Source organism: Providencia sp. PROV175 (genome assembly GCF_032707045.1).
Classification (GTDB): Bacteria; Pseudomonadota; Gammaproteobacteria; order Enterobacterales; family Enterobacteriaceae; genus Providencia; species Providencia hangzhouensis.
Window position 1 is genome coordinate 2,682,335 of the sequence record NZ_CP120533.1, and the last position, 22,803, is coordinate 2,705,137.

Genomic DNA, 22,803 nt, shown 5'->3' on the forward strand with positions numbered 1-22,803 from the left:
AGAGACGAATAATGATGAGCGAATTAGGAGCAATGAATAATATGGTAAGCCAAGTTCAACGTACTGTTTTTTTTATTTCTGATGGAACAGCGATAACCGCTGAAACTTTGGGACATGCCGTACTTTCTCAATTTCCTCTGTCATTTATTTCTTATACTCTGCCGTTTGTAACAAGCGAAGCTCGTGCACATGAAATTAAGCAAAAAATAGATATTATCTTCGAAGAAACCCAGTTGCGTCCTTTAGTGTTCTATTCGATTATCTCCCCTGAAGTTAAGCAAATCATTACCCAGAGTGCAGGTTTTTGCCAAGATATCGTCCAAAGTCTAGTCGCCCCAATTCAGAAGGAAGTCGGCCTAGAACCTGAGCCAAAACTCAACCGAACCCATGGCCTATCTATGCAAAATATGAATCAATATGATGCACGTATAGCTGCTATTGAATACACACTGGCTCACGACGATGGGATTTCTTTACGAAATTTAGACCAAGCTCAAGTGATACTAATTGGTGTTTCACGTTGTGGCAAAACGCCAACAAGCCTCTACTTAGCGATGCAATTTGGTATCCAAGCGGCAAATTACCCATTTACGGCTGATGATATGGATAATTTACAATTACCTGCAGCATTACGCCCATATACACATAAATTGTTTGGTTTAACTATTAGCCCTGAACGGCTAGCAGCTATCCGCGAAGAGCGCCGTGAAAATAGCCGTTATGCATCCATAAGGCAATGTCGTATTGAGATAGCTGAAGTGGAAGCTTTATTTAGACAAAATAAAATCAACTACTTAAATACAACTAACTATTCTGTTGAAGAAATTTCAGCAAAAGTGATTGATACCATGGGCTTACAAAGACGAATCTTTTAATGAATACAAATAAAAAAAATATTCATTCCTGCTAAGTTGGAGGTTGAAATTAAGCCATATTCGTTTATTGTGATCTTAATCACTTATAGGGCATATGCCTATTAAAGTTCTTTGAGAAAGAAAATGCACAAAACTGATGAATTACGTACTGCGAGAGTGGACAGCTTAATTACCCCACAAACTCTTGCTGATGAGTTTCCTATTTCCCAAAAAGTCGCTGAAAACGTGACAGCGTCACGAAAACGCATAGAACAGATATTATCCGGCCAAGACCCACGTTTACTGGTTATTGTTGGCCCTTGTTCGATTCATGACATCGATGCGGCTATTGAATACGCTAAAAAATTAAATGTGTTAAGAGAGCGTCATCAAGACCGTTTAGAAATTGTCATGCGAACTTACTTTGAGAAACCACGAACTGTCGTTGGTTGGAAAGGGTTAATTTCTGATCCTAACCTCGATAATTCTTGCCAAGTCAACACCGGTATCCGGTTAGCTCGTAAATTATTGATTGAAGTTAACCAGTTAGGGTTAGCCACGGCAACCGAATTCCTTGATATGGTCACGGGCCAATATATTGCCGATCTCATTAGTTGGGGAGCAATTGGCGCTCGCACAACAGAAAGCCAAATCCACCGTGAAATGGCATCCGCATTGTCCTGTCCTGTAGGTTTCAAAAATGGCACCGACGGCAATATTAATATTGCTATTGATGCGATAAGAGCTGCAAAGGCGCAGCATATGTTTTTATCGCCGGATAAGAATGGCCAAATGACCATTTACCAAACCAGTGGTAACCCGCATGGCCATATCATTATGCGTGGCGGTAAACAGCCTAATTACACGGCTGGTGATTTAGCAGCAGCCTGTGACAAACTGCGTAAATTCGAATTACCAGAGCATTTAGTGGTCGATTTCAGCCATGGTAATTGCCAAAAAATTCATCGTCGCCAACTCGAAGTTGCACGAGATATTGCGGAGCAAATAAAAGATGGCTCGACCGCTATCAGTGGAGTGATGGCAGAAAGCTTCTTAGTTGAAGGCACACAAAAAGTGGTTTCTGACCAACCGTTAGTTTATGGCCAATCTATTACCGACCCATGTCTTGGCTGGGAAGATACCGAACAACTTATTGAAATTCTTGCTCAAGCTGTTGAGTCACGCTTTAAATAAGCCAAATCATTCCAATTTTTTTATTATGAGCCCTTTAGTGAACATAGAAACTAAAGGGCTTTTATATTTACAAAAAAAATAATTATCATTTAATGCACAATTAAATAATATAATAATCTAATTAATAAAATAAATACAGAATTTTAATCCAAAAAATCCTTGACCCACCTCGCGCCAACGATAATAATTCTCACTACAAACTAATTTATCCGTTAGAACTTCTGTAGCCTAGCCCATTATTCGCTACGACATTACAGGGCTAAATAGTTCTAATAAATAAATGAGTTACATAAATATTTATTGCATGCCACCCAGATTATTTATCCAGGCAGCCAGCAAATTCTGAAACCAAAGGAAAGGATTTCCAATGCTGTTTAAATCGATGCCTGCATCAATCCATCAAGATCATAAAATATCACTCTCAGCTATTGCTGCCACCGTTGTAATGACCGGGTTTAGCAACACCGCTTTAGGTGAAAACTTATCGACTCCAAAAGCGAATACCAGCGACATTATTCACGTTTCGACCTCACCTCTTAGTTTAGAAAATATCGCTGTAGCAGAACAAGTCGATGTAATTGATGCAAAAGCGCCTGAATATCAATCTGCGACATCCGCCTTAGATTTACTAAAAGGCCAAGCTGGAGTATTTGTTTCTGGTTCTAATAGCACTTATGGCCAGGGCATTCAAATGCGGGGTTATGATTCACGAGGTGTTAAAGTCACCGTTGATAATATCACCCAAGACTTTTATTCCGGCTTATATGAAGCTACATTTATTGACCCCACCTTAGTAAAAAAAGTCTACGTCCATAAAGGCGCATCATCTGTACATCATGGCGGCGGCGCGTTAGCCGGAGTCGTATCATTCAAAACAATAAATGCAGCTGACATATTAAAACCAGGGCAAAAAATCGGTGGTCAGGTCTTTAGCGGTATTAACCGTAATGATCACGGTTACTATGCAGGTGCAACGCTATTAGGCAGAACTGAATCAACAGATACTCTGTTTACCTATAGTCAACGTAAAAAGCACCTACTCGGCTCACCCGAGTTTGAAGAGGTTGATAATACTGAACAGCTAAGCAACTGGATGCTCAAAAGCAGCTGGCTTGCCCACCCTTCATATAACTTGACGTTACAATTAAAAGAATACCGCAACAACAGTTTAGGGGTAAAACAACCCGCTAAACCTTCAGAAAAAAATAGATATCCAAATACACCGCATGAAAGACAAAGCCATCAGCGAGATGTTGCCATTAGCCAATTTTTTACACCCAAAAATGAGGTAAATTGGCAAGCCCAGTGGGATATTTATTATACAGATTTATATTTAGATCAAACTGATACAGTTAAGGTCAAGAGCAAACCAAAAGAGTATGGCTCTGAAACGCGAAATCAATATACCTATGGGACTAAATTTACTAATAGCTTCACTTTACCTATGTATAACTGGGTAAATCATCATATTCAAAGTGGTTTCGAATATTATCAGCAAAAGCAAACGTCAAATCAGTATGCAATAAGTTATCCACCAGCAGAACTTGATAACCTGTCTGGCTGGTTAGTCAATGACATGACATTGCATCAATTACCGTTAACTTTATCAATTGGAACACGCTTTACACAATACCGTGCATCGAGGAATAATTTCCCTGAAAATAAACATATCAACTTGTCATCCCGTATGGCTGTTAGTATTACTCCAACCCATTGGCTCAATCTTTACTCATCATACGCTGAAGCATACCGTACTCCACGTATGTCCGAGCTTTATAACAATTCAAACCATTTCACTATACCCTTTTTTGGCACTCCCTCGAACTTTCGTCCATCGCCTGATTTACGTCCAGAAACGAATAGAACTCTCGAAACAGGTATAAAAATCAGTTTTGATGGAGTATTTATTGATAATAGCGACCTTCAATTCGGTTCAACCTACTTTAAGACCAAAGCTAAAAACCATATTGCCCTTGAAGGTCTTTATACGCCAAGGTATGGCCAATGGTTCCCAGATGAGCTTTATTATATCAATATCCCCAGCGCATCCATTTATGGCATTGATAGCTTTATAAGCTACAGAACACGGTGGTTTGAATTAAATATCAATCACAATAAAACCACAGGTAGAGAAGACGGCTCACATTATTCTCTTTCGTCTATACGCCCTGAAACACTAACGGCTCGATTCAATGTACCGGTTGCTAGTACTGGCTTTACTCTAGGTTGGATAGGGGAATTCTCTGCAAGAACGCAACTTCAAGGTAACGATAAATATAAAAAGTGGCATCACAGATCTGATAAAGGCTTAGACCGCTATCATAAAGAAGTCATTCAATATGCGGGCTATAGCATTCATGATTTCTATGTGAATTACCAAGCAGATCAATTCATAAAAGGGTTAAGTTCGACTCTCACAATGAAAAATGCATTTGATAAGCCATATCTATCTTCCACTGGTGTACCCCAAGAAGGTCGGAACTTTTATCTCAACATGAATTACAACTGGTAGTTAAGTAGTAAAAAACCATGTTATCAACTGATTTTATTAAATTTATCAGCAGTATAAAAAATAAATCAGTTGATAACTTTTCACTATGTCTTTTAATTTTATTAAGGAAAAATTTGTGAATTCAAACCTCTATAATGATTACCTGCAAGCTAAGAAAACGCACTCTGATAAGCACTCCCAAGAAATAGCGGCCTTACTTGGCGTATCGGAGGCCCAACTAATTCATTGTCGTGTCGGTAAAGATAATGTTCAACGATTGGTCAGTAAACCTATTGATATCTTGCAAGATTTAACCACAATAGGCAAAGCTATAGGGATCACTCGTAATCAGTACGCTGTTAGTATTCAAACGGGTGCATACAATAACCCAAAATTTAGTAACCACGGTGGGCTATTTCTAAACCCTAAAGCATTAGACTTACGCATGTTCTTTGCGCAGTGGAGCTCAGTTTTTGCACTCACTGAAAAAATGCCAGAGGGAACTCGCCACAGTATTCAATTTTTCGATAAATATGGTGATTCGTTACACAAGGTCTTTTCCACCGACAACTCTGATATAGCTGCTTGGCAAGCCATGATAGAGCGCTACAGCACATCAGAGAATCCGCCTATCGAACCTAAAACAATTTCGCCATTTTCAGAACAAAAAATTAGCGAAGAACTCGCCTCTCAATTAGAGCAACAATGGCGTGAGATGACCAATGTTCATCAGTTTTTTGGTATATTAAAGAAACACAATCTAAGTCGTCAGCAAGTTTTTCGTGTCGTTAGCCAAGAATTAGCATGGCAAGTCCCTACTACGGCTTTATCTGAATTACTCTCTCTTGCATACCATGCAAAAAATGAAGTTATGCTCTTTGTAGGAAACCGTGGGTGTGTGCAAATATTTACAGGAAAAATAAATGAACTATCATCACTCTCTGTTGAAAGTTCTCAAACTGATTGGTTAAATGTTTCAAGTACAAACTTTAAACTTCATATCATTGAAAATGGCATTTCTGAGTGCTGGGTCACACGTAAGCCAACTAAAGATGGCTTTGTGACAAGTCTTGAGGTCTTTGATACCCAAGGTAACCAAATTATTCAAATGTATGGCCAGCGTATTGAAGGCACTCCCGAACAAATAGAATGGAGCAAGCAAATTCTTTCAATATCTCGCATATAATAAAAGAATAATAAGAAAGTAGATAATCTGTCATGGTAATTTTCTAAATACTTTTCAATCATAAATTGTGGTTTGAATTAGACATGAAAATTGCCATAGACCCTTTACCTCATTAATTCACAACAACGATACAAGCCACTTTTTGATATAGAAATAGAATAATCATCCATCTCTCGCACAAAGTATTTAACTTACCGCATATATTAGTTATTCATACTACTAAAACTGTAGTTATAAGCACTTTCAATCATAACAATTACCTCGGAATTTCCTGTTTATTGTTATAGAAATACGATTATAAATGAAGCAATAATATTTCAATTATTTACTTGGTTAATAATTTCGAATAGCTTGAACAATTTTTTTGAATATAATGAAAACTTTCTCTTTTTCTTACCTACAAAAATGACGTGATAACATAGGCGCTTGAATTAAAAGAATTTTAAACATACAATATTGAATGTTTAAAATGTTAATTTTTTCAATATCTATTGTACTGATAGTTATTATCATTAAAAAACCGCACGTTTAGCCTATCGATATATCGGAAAAACAGGAAGAATAGACCCTAATTTCGTGAGTTATTATTAGTTATTAATGAACAATAGCCTACTTGAGTAGGAGGTAAATATGTCAGAAAGTGTAGTCAACGATATTGTTAAATGGCTTGAAAGTCAGTTGCAGCGCAATGAAGGCATCAAAATCGACACAATTGCCGATAAAAGCGGCTATTCAAAATGGCATTTACAGCGTGTTTTCAAAGAAATGAAAGGCTGCACGCTTGGTGAATACGTCCGTAAACGTCGTTTATTAGAAGCAGCTAAATCATTACGTGAAGGCAACTTACCTATTCTTGATATCGCATTGCAATATGGCTTTAGTTCACAGGCGACATTTACCCGCATCTTTAAAAAGCACTTTGATACAACGCCTGCAAAATTTCGCCAATCAGGTGAATTACCTGAATGCAAAAACTTTATGACTTGTAGCTGTCATAACTGATTATTTTAGAACATCCCTTCCTATTAGTTATTTGCAATTTTGAAGTCTATGTCTGAGCCGACTATGTCGGCTCTTTTTTTAACTTAATTCATGGACTAGCCAGTTTTCCAAATCAGCTAACTGCTCCTGCAATTGAGGCCATTTTACGGCCATTTGTTTACCTAAAGAACGTATTGTTTCTGTCTGATATGTTTTACCCGTCAATTGCTCACTTAACCACTCCAAAGGAGATGGGTCTAAGCTATCTGTAAAAAACTGACAGCGATTTATCACGCCTTTTTCGATATCAAAATGAAACTCAATTCCTCCCCAAGAAAAACGTGTATCTGAATAGTGAGTAAACGCTGGTGCTTGCCCAAAATTCCATTCCCAACTACTTTGCTTAGCAAAAGTTTCTGGAAAATTTGGCAAATCAGGTAATTTTTCAGGGGAGATATACTCCGCTTCGACCGTTTCACCGAAGTAATTAAAAAAACTTTTAATTATTCCCTCACAAACAATTTCATGAGAAATATTAGGAACAAGCTCAGACAAGTTAGCCACACGAGAACGCACTGACGTAATCCCTTTTGCCTGTAATTTTTTAGGATCTGGATTCAGGTAATTAGCTAAACGACTTAAATCTGCATTAATCAGCAAGGTTCCATGGTGAAAACCTCTATCTTTCGTTTCTCGGTATGCAGAACCGGATATTTTTCGCGGACCACTTTCTGTATCTAAAACCAAATCATTGCGACCTGAAATTTGTGCGTTAATACCGACCTGTGCTAATCCATCAACAATGATTTGTGTAGAAACTGTTTTATCATATTCTGGCTTTCCCGCCATAAATGTGAAACAAGTGTTACCTAGATCATGAAAGACAGCACCACCGCCACTACTACGCCGAGCTAAACGAACATTATCTTCTTCCATCCGCCGTGTATTACATTCTTTCCACGGATTTTGAGCACGCCCTATAACCACGGTATCCGCATTTCTCCAAAGAAACATAACACGTTGGTCGGTTGGCATTTGTCGGAAAATAGTTTCTTCAACCGCAAGGTTAAACCAAGGGTCGTAGGATTCTGAGATGAGTAAACGTACTGTTGACATTGAGCTATCCTTAAAACAAAACTTGCCCTTAAGATAGCATAATCACTGAATAAAATAGTGAATTTAGATACGTCTTGCTTGCCAAAACACTTTTCGCCAATAAACATTATCCATTGATGAACGAATTACCCCTTTACTCGTTGATGCGTGAATGAATGTATTATCGGTATCGTAAATCCCCACATGCAATCCATTCTCCCCTGAACCTGTTTTAAAGAACACCAAATCCCCTGGCATCAAATCAGATTTATCAATCCGTGTGCCTAATTGAGTTTGATCTACTGTTGTTCGAGGTAACTGAATGGCAAAACGGTCGTTAAATGTGCGATAGACAAAACCGGAACAATCCACACCATTTTGATTCATTCCACCATAATGATAAGGCGTACCATACCACTGCTCTAGCTGGTCTTTTAATTGCGCTATCGTCATGATTGGGTCTGATAATTGTGTTTTTAATGGCGGCGGCGTTCTTTTAACGGATGTCGATGAACAACCAATTAAAACTAAACACAATAATAGTGGTAGGTGTTGTATTTTGATAACCATAAAGCACCTTATTTATCTATCTTATTGCGATAACTTGCTTATATTATAGTGCGTGAAGACTATAATATAAGCAACTAAGAAATTATTCCGTTCTATCACTTGGTGATTTATTGGGCCGGCTAATTAGCCATACCCCTAATAAAATAAAGCCAATTCCAATGGCCTTTAGTCCTGTCGCAGGTTCATTAAACCAAGGTAAGAAAACTGCTAATAAATAAACGAAAACATAGCTTAAGCTAATAAGCGGATAAGCTTTATTCAATGCTATGTGTTTTAAAGCTAATAGCCAACATAACATCGATAACGCATAACAAACTAACCCTAAAAAAATAATTCCTAAGCTAGTAATATTTGCGAGTAACCACTCTAATTGTAGCCAATGCCAGCCAAGTGTGAATGAGGGTAGTTCAACTACCCCGGCTTTTAAGCTCAGTTGAGCGACTGTGACTAATAAAGCACTGCTAATCACCCACAAATAACCCTTGTTCATACGCCGATACTCATTAGCAAAATACCAAACATAATGGCAGCAACCCCTAACCAGTGGTTAAGCCCAGTTTGCTCTTTATAAACAAACTGGCCAATTAAAGTAATTAATACAAAATTAATACTTAACATTGGATAAGCGATACTCAGCGGCATGGTTTCCAATAATTTCAACCAAAACAACATGCCAAGGCCTAGCATAAAAACCGCCAGCACCAGCCACCGAAAGGCTGATGCTGTTTTATTGGTTTTATTACTCTGCCAATTGATGACGGCTTGCTTTTGAGCCACTTGCCCAACGCAGGTCAAAACGCTAACCAGCAATAACAGCAGTAGTTGTGCAATCATTGTTGATGGTAAACCACAATCGCCATACGTGAATTTTTAATGACTTCATCTGGCTTAGGAATATCCGGTAACCCTTCTTTACGGCCTAATAAAAAGACAACAGTTACCTGCCCTTCTTTACGTGCTTTTGTCAGCCATTGTGCAAACTGGTCCGGTTTTATTAAGCGATGTTGGCTATCTGGATATTCCAACCCATAACTTAACTCTCCACTACTATTGTATAAATAGATATTGGAATTTTGAGTTTCCCAAGCAAGACCGGCTGCGACCCCAACATTACTTGCCATCAGATATTTGCTATTCATCAGTAAATCATGATTTTGATGAATAAAGTTTTGAGGCAATTTAGAATCGATGGTGTTGTTCGGCAGAGCACTGCCAATACACAAACTCACGGCCAAAGAGCACGATGCGGCCCATAACCAATATTTCGCATTTAATACCGTACATAGGTAACCGATAATCGCCCAAATAGAAAAGGCAACGACACCTAACACCATTTTTGACCATTCATCAGGTTCGTATAACGGCTTTTTGATCACTGTGCTCACGACAATTACCGCTATAACCGCAGCGATCCCTAATACAACATTAATAATCCCATTGGCTTTCAATGCTTTCATTTTACCACTACGAACGCAGTCAACCCCATACTTTGCCATAAGCAATGCCAATGGCGCCATAAACGGCAACATATACGTTGGTAACTTACCGCGGGAAATACTGAAAAAGATGACGGGAACAACAAACCAGCACAGTAAGAAAAACATATCGGGGCTAGATTTACGTTCTTTCCAACCTTTCATGATAGCACCGGGTAACAGCCCTGCCCATGGAATAGCGCCAAGAATAATAATCGGAATATAATACCAAAACGGTGCGATATGCTGAGCATCATCTGCCGTGAACCGCTTAATGTGCTCAATCCAAAAGAAATAATGCCAATAATCAGGCTCTTGTTTTGCAACCGCCAAAGCCCATGGCAAACTGATAATAACCGCCGAAATTATTGCAAGCGGCCCGTACTTAAGTAACTCAAGGAACCGCTTTTGATAGATTGTGACAGGAAGCATGACTATCACGGGGATCGCAAGGGCTAAAAAGCCTTTAGTCATAAATGCCATGCCACAAGCCAGCCCAAGACAAAGCCATGCCGCTAGTTTAGATTTTACTTCTCTCGATTTCATTGCCCACAAACAACAGAACATGCTTGCTGCTATCCATAAAGACAACATTGGGTCGAGTACACTGTAAGTTCCGATGGAGAATACCAAGAACATTGAGATATAAATGAGGCTAGCAACATAAGCAACGTGGTTATTGCGCCACATCATTTTTGCCATACGGTAGACAAGTAATGCACTGAGGAAAATACAAAAAACCGAACCAAAGCGAACAGCAAAATTAGTTTCACCAAAAATCATTTGGCTAATATTGTTTATCCAGTAACCTGCTACTGGTTTTTCAAAATAACGTACATCCAGCATGTAAGGAACAATCCAATCCCCACGCTGTAACATTTCACGGCTAATTTCCGCATATCGTGTTTCATCTGGTTGCCAAAGTAAACGGCTATCCAACGGCAATAAATAGGTTAAGATAAAAAAAAGAGCCAGCAGAGAGGCTCCTACTTTGCTCGCTCGGTTATTCAACATAGGTTGCTTATTCCTCTTCTTGGCAGCCTAGCCAGCCTTCACGCCCAGGGAATGGTGCCCTCACCACACGCCCTTTTGGCAATGAATTCAAATCGTCTGGCAGTAATTCACTCAATGTACAGAATTGGATATCTTCTTGTGTAATTCGTTCCAATAATTGTGAAAATTGTTCCGATTTAGACATCCCTTCCACTTCAGTGTGAATAGTATAAACTGGAATGCCTTGATCTTCTTTAATTGCTTGAAGAATAAAATCATTAAATGCCTCATCACTCACGACTGTTCCCACAACTTCATCGTAAGTCGGCAGTGTTACAGGAATTTGAACTGTCCCTAATGAGCCATCCGCTAAAATTGGCCTAAATGGATATTTACCACGGCAATCACTGTTGTAGTCAAAGTTAAACGTTTGTTTAACTTCCAATACGCGCTCATCGCCTCGCCAACCAGCGACGGCTGAACAAGTCACACGATGCCCAATAGCTTGCTCCAATGCATCAACACCTAGCTTAACCTGCTCTGTCAGTTGCGGTTTGCTCCATTTCACAACCTTAGCCTGCCAGCCTTGATGATCCCATGCATGTAAGCCAACTTCATGGCCAGCATCCAAGGTTTGTTTCATCAAGTAACCTAAATCCTTAGCAATTTTTTTACCCGGCCATGCTGTGCCCGCTAATAAGATATCTAACCCATAAAGGGATGCTGCATTAGACCTAAGCATTTTCCACAGAAATTTAGGACGCAAAAGGCGCCATAAATGGCGCCCCATGTTATCGGGTCCTACGCTGAAGAAAAAGCTGGCCTGAATATTATACTCTTTGAGCACTTTGAGTAACTGTGGAACCCCTTTTAATGTACCTTGGTAAGTATCCACATCAATTCTCAAGCCAACTTTTTTCATTAGTCTTTATTACCTAACTCTTCAACAGCACCTTGTAAGAAGAAATCTAATGTTTCTTCAATGGTATCTTTCATATCGATAGTTGGAACCCAGTCCAGTAAACGACGTGCGTTTTCAACACTTGGTTTACGGTGTTCAACGTCTTGATACCCTTGGCCATAATAGCTGCTGCTTTCGATTTCACGGAAACCTGCAAATGGAGGGAATTTTCCACGTTGTGGGTGTTTTTCGAAGCTTTCCAGCAACATTTCCGCTAATTCACGAATACTGGCTTCATTCGTTGGGTTACCGATATTGATGATTTGGCCGTCACACTTACCATCTTTATTTTCGATAATACGGAACAGTGCTTCAATACCGTCTTTAATATCTGTAAAACAGCGTTTTTGTGCACCACCATCAACCAGTTTAATCGGAGAACCTTCAACCAAGTTCAAGATCAACTGTGTAATTGCACGAGAACTACCAATACGCGCAGAGTTCAAGCTATCTAAACGTGGTCCCATCCAGTTAAATGGACGGAATAAGGTGAACTTCAGACCTTCTTTTGCACCGTATGCCCAAATCACTCGGTCAAGTAATTGTTTAGATACTGAGTAAATCCAACGTTGTTTATTGATTGGACCTACGATCAGGCGTGATTCATCTTCATCAAACTCTTTATCATCACACATACCATAAACTTCAGAAGTTGATGGGAAAATGATGCGTTTGTTGTATTTCACACAGTAACGTACAACTTTTAAGTTTTCTTCGAAGTCTAACTCGAAAACACGCAGTGGGTTACGGGTATATTCGATTGGCGTCGCGATCGCAACCAAAGGCAAAATAACGTCACATTTTTTGATGTGATATTCAATCCATTCTGTATGGATGCTCACATCACCTTCGATAAAGTGGAAACGTGGGTTACCAATAAAACGTTCAATTGCAGAAGAACCGATATCCATACCATAGATATCGTAATTACCGTCTTTTAACAGGCGCTCAGTCAAGTGGTTACCGATAAAGCCGTTAACACCAAGGATCAGAACACGTGTACGACGTTTTACTTGTGCCGTTGGTTTTGCACCAACACGAACATCTGTCACGATACCCATTTCGTTAGCAAGGCGGCTACCTTGCATATATAAACCCGTCTCACTTTGGCCGCTAATCACTTCGATAGCACCTTGACCACAAGCGATACGCAGTGGGTCACTCGAAAGTACCGTACCTGCTGGTTTACCTTGGTTATCATCTAAAACGCGTGCGCGCCAAATAACCATTTTGCGTGCACCTAAATAGGTAAACGCACCTGGGTAAGGTTCAGTCACTGCACGAATCAAACAATTAACGTCTTTTGCACTGTCGTTCCAATTAATCAAACCATCTTCAGCGGTACGACGACCAAAGTACGTTGCTTGACTTTCGTCTTGTGCAACCGCTTTGTAGCTACCAGCTTCGATTAATGGCAGTGTTTTATCCAGCAAAACTTCCGCCGCTTCACGGACTTTTGCATGTAAAGTTAGGCTAGTGTCTGTATCGGTAATAACCACTTTTTCTTGAGCAATGATATCGCCAGCGTCGGCTTTAGCTACCATTTTATGTAAGGTTACACCTGTTTCGCTTTCGCCTTTTAATAATGCCCAATTAATAGGCGCACGACCGCGATATTTAGGGAGTAATGAACCATGTAGATTAAACGCACCTTTAGGCGCGATAGCTAACAGCTCTTCACTCAACATATCACGATAGTAGAAGGAGAAAATCACATCAGGTTTCATTTCGCGAATACGTTCAATCCACAATGGGTGATTAACGTTTTCAGGCGCAAAAACAGGAAGCTCCATGTCAGCACTTAAACGCGCAACAGAGGAGTAAAAGTGGTTTTCATTTGGGTCATCAGTGTGGGTAAACACTGCTTGGATATCAAAACCTGCTTTTTCAAGCGCTTTTAGCCCTACGCAGCCAATATCATGATAGGCAAAAACAATAGCTTTCATTAGTCTTCTTCCTGATTTTTGTCGGATTTCGCATCTGCTCCAACGACTTTTTGAATAAAATAACGAGGTCTCGCGCGTACATCATTGTAGATCCTACCAATGTATTCGCCCAATAAACCCATGGCAACAAACTGTGCACCAATAAACATAAAGAGTACTGCAAACAGCGTGAATACGCCATCTGCGGCCCACTCTGCGCCAAAAATTAAACGCAATGCAATTAACAATACCGCTAATAAAAAACCGCCAGCGGCGATAATACTACCGACAACACTCAATAAACGCAGTGGTGCCGTAGTCAGGCATGTTAATAAGTCATACATTAAATTAATCAGCTTCATAAAGCTGTATTTAGAATCACCAAACTCGCGTTCTGCATGCGCTACATCAATTTCAATGGTTCTACGTGCAAATGTATTTGCTAAAATAGGAATAAATGTACTTCTTTCATGACATTGCAACATAGCTTGAATAATATGACGGCGATACGCACGTAACATACAGCCATAGTCACCCATAGAGCGGCCTGTTGCTTTGGTGATCATCGCATTAATCATTTTAGACGCTGTTTTGCGAAACCAAGAATCTTGGCGATTCGCACGGCGTGTACCAACTACATCATAACCTTGCATCGCTGTTTGCACTAAACGAGGGATTTCCTCTGGCGGATTTTGCAAATCCGCATCCAAGGTAATTACTAAATCGCCATCCGCTTGGTTAAAACCTGCCATAATAGCAGAATGCTGCCCATAATTACGGTTTAAAATAATTGCAATAACGTGGTTTTCTGGATTTTCCGCTGCTTCTGTAAGCATTTGTGCTGAACGATCGCTACTACCATCATCAACTAGAATTAATTCATAGGATTGAGTTAATTGTTTACATGACTTGATAGTACGTTCTAGTAATTGCGGTAAGCTCTGCTCTTCATTATAGACAGGGATTACCACTGAGACTTTTTTAATCTCATCAAATTCATCTGCGTGTGACACTATTTTGACTCCAAAAGAACTGCTTCTACAGCTTTAACGACCCGTTCAACATCTGCATCAGTCATATCGGGAAATAAAGGTAACGAACACAATGTGGCGCTATTCCATGTTGATTCAGGTAAAACTAACTCAGGGTATTTTTCGCGATAATATTTTTGTGTATGCGCGGCACGAAAGTGCAACCCTGTTCCAATATCATGCTCTTTCAATTTTTCCATGAATGTATCGCGATCAATACCGCATGCTGCTTTATCGACACGTACCATAAATAAATGATTTGCATGTAAATGTGAGTAACTAGGGACACTCAACATTTGTAAAGGAGAATTTTTCAGCAACTCACGATAACGAGCTGTAAGTTCCGCACGACGCTGATTTAATTGCTCAACTCGTGATAACTGCACCACTGCAATCGCGGCGTGAATGTCCGATAAATTATATTTAAAACCGGGCTCAACAACCTCGGCTTGCGGCTTACGGCCTTGCATTTGTCTATCAAACGCATCAACCCCTAGACCGTGAAACTTGAGTGTACGTACACGCTGAGCAAGTTCATCGTCATCTGTTGCGACTAATCCCCCTTCCGCACAGGTGACATTTTTGATGGCATGAAAAGAAAAAATAGACGTTCCCTTTTCGCCAATCCACTCATCTTTATAACGAGTACCCACTGCATGTGCTGCATCTTCGATTAAAGCTACACCGGCTTTTTGAGCAATCAAACGCAATGCGTCAAGATCACAAGGAGCCCCCGCATAATGAACTGGGATAATGGCCTTTGTTTTTTCTGTTAACGCTTTTTCTACGGCATCGGGTTGGATCATTAATGTGTCACGATCAACATCAATCATCACAGGGGTTGCACCAAGCAATTCAATCATGTTAATCGTAGAAACCCATGTTTGTGATGGTGTAATAATTTCATCACCAGGGCCAATACCTAATGCCATTAAGACAACATGCATCCCCGCTGTTGCAGAAGAAAGTGCAATCGCATGCTTACAGCCATAACGCTTACAAAAATCTTCTTCTAATTGATGATTCTGTGGGCCTGTAGTTATCCAGCCTGAACGCAGAACTTTTTCAACTGCCTTGACCTCTTCATCACCGATTGCCGGTTTTGAAAATGGTAAGAAATTGCTCATATTGTTTATAGCCTAGTTTTCATTGTGAATAGAATATTCTAGTTAATTATACTTTAACCGAACCTCAACACCTGCAAACATTGCGGGATTATCATGTAAAAATAAGTGATAAAAACACCTTATTGCTTATCCGTTAAATTTATAACCTGCCACACCCGGTGAGATGCACTGTGGCTTAACTTAATTTCAGACATAAATATGTCAGATAAATTTTTTTCTGTCATTATACATTCTGGTTTCCCTACTGCGACTAACTGTCCTTGTTTTATCATCCAAATACAAGATGCATTTTTATACGAATGGCTAAGATCATGACCACTCATTATAACGGTTCCTAAGCAATCACAAAAATATTTAATCCATTTATCAAGCATTGCTTGCTGAATAATATCTAAATTATTGGTCGGCTCATCCAATAGTATAAATTTCCCCTCGCATTGCTGTTTATCCCAGACCTGCAAAAATGCTGCTACAATTCGGACTCTTTGCCATTCACCACCCGAGAGTTGGTTAATAGGTTTACTTAATAATGATGTTAGTTGAAAATCGCTACATAAACGCTCAAAAACACCAGCAGAAAACACTATGTTAGGTGAAAACAGGCCAACATATTGAAAAACTTTGAGTATTGGAATGTAACTAACTAATTGTGAAAGATAAGCACGTTGTTGGCTCAATTGAGCAATACGATATTGCCGTATACTTTGCCCACCAATTAAAATATCGCCGCCTACAGGTAAATAACCGCTTATCGCAGCTAATAATGTACTTTTCCCCGCCCCATTCGCACCCAATAGATGAATTTGTTCTCCAGCCCGCACTTGAGCTGAAACATTGACCAAGCGTGTATCGATAGTAATGTTTTTAATATCAATAATTAATTTATTTTCCATCATTTTTACCGCCATTGTTGGTGACGAATTAACAAGAAAATAAATACCGGAGCCCCTAAGGTTGCCGTAATAACACCAATGGGAACTTCCGCATTGGCGATTAATAACCGAGACAGAATATCTGCTGTTAATAACCCTAATGCCCCTGCCACTGCAGAACCAACCAATAATACGCGGTTATCTGTTAAACCACTTAATCTCAATATATGAGGAATAACTAAGCCAATAAAGCTAATCGCCCCCGCAATAGCAACGCTGAGGCCAATTAATACACCGCTAATAATAATCAATATAACGCGCCATTTATAAATTGAGATACCTAATTGATAGGCTTGTACCGTTCCTAATGAAAGATAATTCAGTATATTTCCTTGGAAAAGCACCCAAATTAAAAATGGCAAGCAACCAATAACAAGACCAAATTGTCGCCAATCAACCCCACTAAAACTCCCCATCATCCAATAGAGTAACTGTCGCAAATCAAGGTTGTTGCTCATGTACACCATCCATGTCATACAGGCACCACTAATCACGCCTAGAGCAACACCAACAAGCAATAAACTTGAATTATTCAAGTTTTTACGGCGAGCAAAATAGAGCAATATGGAGGTAAAAAATAGTGCTCCCATAATTGCGCTAATACTTAATAGCCAATAGTGCGTCACGCCTGATGATAATAATACAGTCAGCACCACCGCGACACCCGCACCATTACTAACCCCTAATAAGCCTGGTTCTGCTAAAGGGTTTTCAAATAAAGCTTGCATTATAGCCCCTGTGACTGCAAGAGCTGCGCCAATGACAATGACCGCTAGTGTGCGGGGAAAGCGAATTTGCCAGACAAACAACTGCGCGGGATCATCCATCCATTGGCTAGGCCAATACCAAATCTCCCCAGCACTGAGCGACAATATTGCAATGATAAAAAGAGAGAAAAACAAAAATACGATTAAACGTATGTCTGATTTATTTTGTTGTTTTTGTAATCCAAGCAAAGAATAAGTCATATATATATTTACTTATTTATTATTGAGTTAGAAAATTACCGTTTTTTATGCAAGATATATTATCACCATAGATTTAAATTAATTTTTAATTTTAACATAATCTCTATGGAAACCTATGAAAGCTAGAAACAATGCACTCAAATCATCACTGATAACAAATCCTCACGAAAATATGCGCCCCTCTAGTGAGAAGAAGAAAGGATTTATAAATTCAATTAGAAAAATTAATGTTCTGTCTAGTATAAAAAACTATATCTTACGCAAGTTTCAATCAAATACGGTCAAACACTATCCCACCTTCTCTACTGAAATGCCCCCAACCTCACCAATTTGTGAAAAAGACAAATTAGCTGCGAAAAAGATAGAGCAAGAAAACATAAAGGCTATCGATTACTGTAAAGAACTCACTGGCGATGAAAAAATGAATTATCTTCAGCTTAATAAACTGGGTAGCGCCATTTTAACTCACCCAAATTACAGGGAAACAATTGGTCTTTTTCGCACATCAGCAAATGCGCTTGAGCGTGATAAATTAGTCTCACACCTACTCGCAGGCAAGCCACTTAAAGAATATCTTTTAAACAAAGATATTGTTGATATTAAAATTCTTACTTCAGCTTACAAAAAGATTGCTGCTAATCTAATAGAAAAAAATATTCATTCATTAGAAACCTCTCCAAAATCCATTCATAAATTAGCCGATGTAGTACAACAAAAATCTGCGTTATTAAAGGAAATTTTCGCTCAAAACTCAATCAATCAAGACAAAAGAGAGCTACTGAAAGAACTAGATAAAAATGCTCAACATGCATTTTTATCTCTTGAAAAAACACCGTTAACACTACAATTAGTCATTCCTCTATTCGCTGAAATCACAAAAAATCAGCAAACAAATAAAATGGATGCTTACAACTTAGCAACTTGCTTTGCACCAAGTTTAGTCACTAGCTCAGGCCTACCTTTTGCTTCTCAGATTAAATTAAATAGTGACGCACAAATTTACATAGAAGCTCTAATTAATCACGATTTAAAATTGCAATCCTATGATGTCTAATCAACTCTCAACTACTATCACAGTTTCCAAAAACAAAAGACCGCCTAGGCGGTCTTTTTTCATATCAAACGATATAATTACTCTTTCGGCGTTGCTTTTTCTACACGGCTTTTTAATTTTTGGCCTGGGCGGAAGGTAACAACACGGCGGGCAGTAATTGGAATATCTTCCCCAGTTTTTGGGTTACGTCCGGGACGTTGATTTTTATCACGTAAATCAAAGTTACCGAATCCAGATAATTTTACTTGCTCACCATTTTCTAAGGAAAGGCGAACCTCTTCAAAGAAAGTTTCGACAAGGTCTTTAGCATCACGTTTGCTAACACCCAGTTTTTCAAACAAATTTTCTGACATTTCAGCTTTAGTAAGCGCCATAGGTTTAGTCCCTCAAGGAGGCTTGGAATCGCTGTTTTAACGCAGCAATACACAGATCAACGGTAGCAGTGATCTCTTCTTCTTCCATAGTACGCTGGGTATCTTGGAAGACAAGACTGATAGCAAGGCTCTTATAGCCATCCGCTATTCCTTCACCACAGTACACATCAAATAAGTTTATGCCAACTATATGATTTATGCCAACTTTTTTACACTCTGCTAAAACTTCAGCAGCAGCCACATCTTCTGGCACGACAACAGCGATGTCACGGCGGTTCGATGGATAGCGCGAAATCGCCTTAGCTTCAGGGATGACACGTTGTGCTATCGCATCACTACGAACCTCAAACACCACCGTACGACCATTTAAATCGAGTTTGCGTTCTAATTCTGGGTGAACTACACCAATAAAGCCAATGTGTTCATTTTCCAGATAAATCCCAGCACTTTGACCTGGATGCAATGCAGGATGTGCCTCAGATTTAAATGTAATTTGATTTAGTTTCCCAGTCAATTCAAAAACAGCTTCAAGATCACCTTTTAAGTCAAAGAAGTCAACAACTTGTTTATCTAATGACCAATGTTCTTCAAATCTGTTACCTGTAATCACCCCTGCCAACATAGGTTCTTGGCGAATTCCATATTCTGCTTGATTATCAGGAATAAAGCGCAGACCTGTCTCAAATAAACGAATTCTATTTTGTTGACGATTTTGATTATAGACAACCGTTCCTAATAAACCAGTCAGTAACGATAAACGCATCGCTGACATATCAACAGAAATCGGGTTAGGTAAAAGCAACGCATCTTGTTGTGGATGCAGTAAAGCTTGAACTTTAGGGTCAACAAAACTATAAGTGATTGCTTCTTGATAACCACGGTCAACTAACATTGCTTTAATACGTTTTAAAGGTAGGTTAGCTTCTTTGTGATTAGTCATGGTCAAATCAGCACGTAATGGCACATCAGGGATGCTGTTATAACCATAAACACGAGCGACTTCTTCCACTAAGTCTTCTTCGATTTGCATATCGAAGCGCCAACTTGGAGCGACAACATCCCATGTATTAGCAGAAGCCGTGACTTTGCATCCTAAACGCGTCAAAATATCCGTAACTAACTCATCTTCAATAAAATGACCAATCAAACGGTCTAATTTATTGCGTGTCAGTTTAATATTTGCGGCTTTTGGTAAATGTTGCTCACTGGTTACATCAATAATTTCACCGACTTCACCACCACAAATCTCAACAATTAGCGCAGTAGCACGTTCAATCGCTTTAAACTGTAATTGAGGGTCAACACCACGCTCAAAACGGTGAGATGCATCAGTGTGCAAACCGTAATTACGTGCACGACCTGTGATCGATAATGGGTCGAAGAATGCACACTCTAATAAAATATTTTTGGTTTCCGTATTAACACCTGAGTGTTCACCGCCAAAAATACCTGCAATCCCCAGTGCTTTTGATTCATCAGCAATCACTAATGTGTCTGATTTTAACGTTGCTTCACTGCCATCAAGGAGAACTAGTTTCTCCCCTTCTTTTGCCATGCGAGCAACAATAGCACCATCTAAACGGTCTAGATCATAAGCGTGTTGAGGCTGACCCAATTCTAATAAGACGTAGTTGGTAATATCCACAACCGCGTCAATAGAACGGACGCCACCACGACGCAACTTTTCTTTCATCCACATTGGCGTTGGCGCTGACACATCAATATTTTTGATCACACGACCTAAGAAACGTGGGCAGGCATTAGGTGCTTCTACTCGAATTGGGAAAGTATCTTTTATGGTCACAGATACTGTATTAATAGCAGGTTCATTTAGCGCTAATTTATTAATAACAGCGACATCACGTGCAACCCCAAGAATACTTAAGCAATCTGCACGGTTAGGTGTAATACTGATTTCAATTGCATTATCATCAAGTTTTAGATATTCACGAATATCGGTACCGATAGTGGCATCCTGCGGCAATTCAATAATTCCGCTGTGGTCATCAGAAATACCCAGTTCAGAATAAGAACACAGCATACCTTCAGAAGGCTCGCCACGTAATTTTGCCGCTTTAATTTTAAAATCACCCGGTAATACCGCACCAACCGTTGCAACAGCAACTTTTAGGCCTTGACGGCAGTTTGGTGCACCACAGACGATATCTAATAAACGCTCACCGCCTACGTTAACTTTTGTAACGCGCAGTTTGTCTGCATTTGGGTGTTGACCACACTCAACCACTTCACCAACAACAACGCCGTGAAATTGGCCAGCAACTGCATCTACACCATCAACTTCCAAACCCGCCATCGTGATTTGGTCAGATAATGCTTCACTACTAATCGCCGGATTTACCCATTCGCGTAACCATAGTTCACTGAATTTCATGAGATAACCCCGCCTTATTTAAACTGTTTGAGGAAACGAAGATCATTTTCGAAGAATGCACGTAGGTCAGAAACACCGTAGCGTAGCATTGTTAAGCGCTCCATCCCCATACCAAAGGCAAATCCAGAGTAGACTTCAGGGTCAATACCTACATTGCGCAATACATTTGGATGCACCATTCCGCAGCCTAATACTTCTAACCATTTACCATTTTTACCCATAACATCAACTTCCGCTGAAGGTTCGGTGAATGGGAAATATGATGGTCTGAAACGTACTTGAACTTCCTCTTCAAAGAAGTTATTCAAGAAATCATGCAATGTGCCTTTTAGATTGGTAAAACTGATATCTTTATCAACAATCAGGCCTTCTGTTTGATGGAACATTGGTGTATGCGTTTGGTCGTAATCATTACGATATACACGACCAGGAGCAATGATACGAATCGGTGGTTGTTGGCCATTCATTGTACGGATTTGTACACCCGATGTTTGCGTACGCAGTAAGCGTTTTGCATCAAACCAAAAAGTATCATGGTCAGCACGCGCGGGATGGTGAGCTGGTATATTTAACGCATCAAAGTTATGATAGTCATCTTCGATTTCTGGACCAGTTTCAACAGAGAAACCTAATTCGCCAAAAAACTCTTCAATTCGCTGAATTGTACGGGTCACTGGGTGTAACCCACCATTTTCCATACGACGCCCAGGTAATGACACATCAATTTTTTCTGATACTAGACGTGCATTAAGAATTTCAGCTTGCATCGCGTCCTTACGGGCGTTCAGTGCATCTTGAACCTGTACTTTAGCTTCATTTATCACAGCCCCTGCTGCTGGACGTTCCTCAGCAGGCAGATCACGCAACGTTTTCATCTGTAGTGTGAAATGGCCGCTCTTGCCTAAATATTCAACACGCACTGATTCCAACGTAGCAACATCTTGGGCCTGTTCAATGGCTGCTTTTGCCTGTGCAACCAACTCAGCGAGATGTGGCATTGTTTCCCCTTTATGACCACTTGGTCTTTTTGCTAGTTATTCACTATATATATTAAGCTTCACATTCTATTTGGTAATGAATGAATACTTAACTGATTTTACTGTACTTAATCTAAAACTAGAAATGAAAAAGCCTCCCTAAGGAGGCTTTAGCGTAACTTTTCATTTCTTTTTTCTATTTACGCGAAAAAGCCCCCGGAAT

20 protein-coding genes and 1 other annotated feature (1 of these 21 running past the window's edge) are annotated in these 22,803 nt (G+C 39.6%); of the genes, 6 read left to right on the forward strand and 14 right to left on the reverse strand.

Annotated features, from left to right (window positions below; genetic code table 11):
* Positions 1-11: 11 nt before the first annotated feature.
* From P3L44_RS12040 to P3L44_RS12060, 5 genes are all read left to right on the forward strand, one after another.
* Positions 12-875: a pyruvate, water dikinase regulatory protein gene (locus tag P3L44_RS12040; RefSeq protein WP_004263762.1), complete on the forward strand. Its 864-nt coding sequence runs from the start codon at positions 12-14 to the stop codon at positions 873-875.
* Between the two features lie 123 nt (positions 876-998).
* Positions 999-2,048 (forward strand): 3-deoxy-7-phosphoheptulonate synthase, encoded by a 1,050-nt coding sequence (locus P3L44_RS12045; RefSeq protein WP_004263759.1) that lies wholly within the window; start codon positions 999-1,001, stop codon positions 2,046-2,048.
* 367 nt (positions 2,049-2,415) lie between these two features.
* A complete protein-coding gene (locus P3L44_RS12050) occupies positions 2,416-4,560 on the forward strand; it encodes a TonB-dependent receptor domain-containing protein (protein WP_272661553.1) in 2,145 nt (714 codons plus the stop codon).
* Between the two features lie 115 nt (positions 4,561-4,675).
* Positions 4,676-5,725, forward strand: coding sequence for a hemin-degrading factor (locus P3L44_RS12055; RefSeq protein ID WP_096863962.1), 1,050 nt, complete (start codon positions 4,676-4,678; stop codon positions 5,723-5,725).
* A gap of 630 nt (positions 5,726-6,355) precedes the next feature.
* On the forward strand, positions 6,356-6,727 hold the full coding sequence (locus P3L44_RS12060; protein ID WP_004910390.1) for a helix-turn-helix domain-containing protein: 372 nt from the start codon (positions 6,356-6,358) through the stop codon (positions 6,725-6,727).
* A 78-nt stretch (positions 6,728-6,805) separates the two neighbouring features.
* Here P3L44_RS12060 and P3L44_RS12065 read toward each other — a convergent pair whose 3' ends face one another.
* The 11 genes from P3L44_RS12065 to btuC form a co-directional block, all read right to left on the reverse strand.
* Positions 6,806-7,822, reverse strand: a complete 1,017-nt coding sequence (locus tag P3L44_RS12065; RefSeq protein WP_004263748.1) for a lipoate--protein ligase A — start codon at positions 7,820-7,822, stop codon at positions 6,806-6,808.
* A gap of 63 nt (positions 7,823-7,885) precedes the next feature.
* The gene (locus P3L44_RS12070; protein WP_036958662.1) at positions 7,886-8,371 is read right to left on the reverse strand and encodes a C40 family peptidase; all 486 of its coding nucleotides are present in this window, start codon (positions 8,369-8,371) and stop codon (positions 7,886-7,888) included.
* Between the two features lie 82 nt (positions 8,372-8,453).
* Positions 8,454-8,861, reverse strand: a complete 408-nt coding sequence (gene arnF / locus P3L44_RS12075; protein ID WP_004263744.1) for a 4-amino-4-deoxy-L-arabinose-phosphoundecaprenol flippase subunit ArnF — start codon at positions 8,859-8,861, stop codon at positions 8,454-8,456.
* Positions 8,858-9,205 carry a 4-amino-4-deoxy-L-arabinose-phosphoundecaprenol flippase subunit ArnE gene (gene arnE / locus P3L44_RS12080; protein WP_272661552.1) on the reverse strand — a complete coding sequence of 116 codons (348 nt, stop codon included), beginning with the start codon at positions 9,203-9,205 and terminating at the stop codon, positions 8,858-8,860. Before arnE ends, arnF begins: the two co-directional genes overlap by 4 nt.
* On the reverse strand, positions 9,202-10,860 hold the full coding sequence (gene arnT / locus P3L44_RS12085) for a lipid IV(A) 4-amino-4-deoxy-L-arabinosyltransferase (protein WP_140170574.1): 1,659 nt from the start codon (positions 10,858-10,860) through the stop codon (positions 9,202-9,204). The genes arnE and arnT overlap by 4 nt, the downstream gene beginning before the upstream one ends.
* A gap of 7 nt (positions 10,861-10,867) precedes the next feature.
* A complete protein-coding gene (gene arnD / locus P3L44_RS12090) occupies positions 10,868-11,761 on the reverse strand; it encodes a 4-deoxy-4-formamido-L-arabinose-phosphoundecaprenol deformylase (RefSeq protein WP_272661551.1) in 894 nt (297 codons plus the stop codon).
* Entirely contained in the window at positions 11,761-13,746 is a 1,986-nt protein-coding gene (gene arnA, locus P3L44_RS12095) for a bifunctional UDP-4-amino-4-deoxy-L-arabinose formyltransferase/UDP-glucuronic acid oxidase ArnA (protein ID WP_140170576.1), read from the reverse strand. Before arnA ends, arnD begins: the two co-directional genes overlap by 1 nt.
* Positions 13,746-14,738 carry an undecaprenyl-phosphate 4-deoxy-4-formamido-L-arabinose transferase gene (gene arnC, locus P3L44_RS12100; protein ID WP_004263733.1) on the reverse strand — a complete coding sequence of 331 codons (993 nt, stop codon included), beginning with the start codon at positions 14,736-14,738 and terminating at the stop codon, positions 13,746-13,748. The genes arnA and arnC overlap by 1 nt, the downstream gene beginning before the upstream one ends.
* Positions 14,738-15,883 carry a UDP-4-amino-4-deoxy-L-arabinose aminotransferase gene (gene arnB / locus P3L44_RS12105; protein WP_140170577.1) on the reverse strand — a complete coding sequence of 382 codons (1,146 nt, stop codon included), beginning with the start codon at positions 15,881-15,883 and terminating at the stop codon, positions 14,738-14,740. Before arnB ends, arnC begins: the two co-directional genes overlap by 1 nt.
* 119 nt (positions 15,884-16,002) lie before the next feature.
* Positions 16,003-16,779, reverse strand: coding sequence for an ATP-binding cassette domain-containing protein (locus P3L44_RS12110; RefSeq protein ID WP_272661550.1), 777 nt, complete (start codon positions 16,777-16,779; stop codon positions 16,003-16,005).
* Between the two features lie 2 nt (positions 16,780-16,781).
* Positions 16,782-17,783: a vitamin B12 ABC transporter permease BtuC gene (btuC, locus tag P3L44_RS12115; protein ID WP_272661549.1), complete on the reverse strand. Its 1,002-nt coding sequence runs from the start codon at positions 17,781-17,783 to the stop codon at positions 16,782-16,784.
* A 115-nt stretch (positions 17,784-17,898) separates the two neighbouring features.
* Between btuC and P3L44_RS12120 the strand changes: the two genes are divergently transcribed.
* Entirely contained in the window at positions 17,899-18,837 is a 939-nt protein-coding gene (locus P3L44_RS12120; protein ID WP_140170580.1) for a RhoGAP domain-containing protein, read from the forward strand.
* A 77-nt stretch (positions 18,838-18,914) separates the two neighbouring features.
* Here P3L44_RS12120 and ihfA read toward each other — a convergent pair whose 3' ends face one another.
* From ihfA to pheS, 3 genes are read right to left on the reverse strand one after another with little or no spacing between them, the layout of a single operon-like run.
* Positions 18,915-19,211 (reverse strand): integration host factor subunit alpha, encoded by a 297-nt coding sequence (gene ihfA, locus P3L44_RS12125; RefSeq protein WP_004263721.1) that lies wholly within the window; start codon positions 19,209-19,211, stop codon positions 18,915-18,917.
* A gap of 4 nt (positions 19,212-19,215) precedes the next feature.
* Complete coding sequence (pheT, locus tag P3L44_RS12130) at positions 19,216-21,603, reverse strand: phenylalanine--tRNA ligase subunit beta (RefSeq protein ID WP_140170581.1); 2,388 nt, start codon at positions 21,601-21,603, stop codon at positions 19,216-19,218.
* Positions 21,604-21,617: 14 nt separating this feature from the next.
* Entirely contained in the window at positions 21,618-22,601 is a 984-nt protein-coding gene (pheS, locus tag P3L44_RS12135) for a phenylalanine--tRNA ligase subunit alpha (RefSeq protein ID WP_004263717.1), read from the reverse strand.
* A 123-nt stretch (positions 22,602-22,724) separates the two neighbouring features.
* Positions 22,725-22,803, reverse strand: a sequence feature (Phe leader region) (it continues 51 nt past the right edge of the window).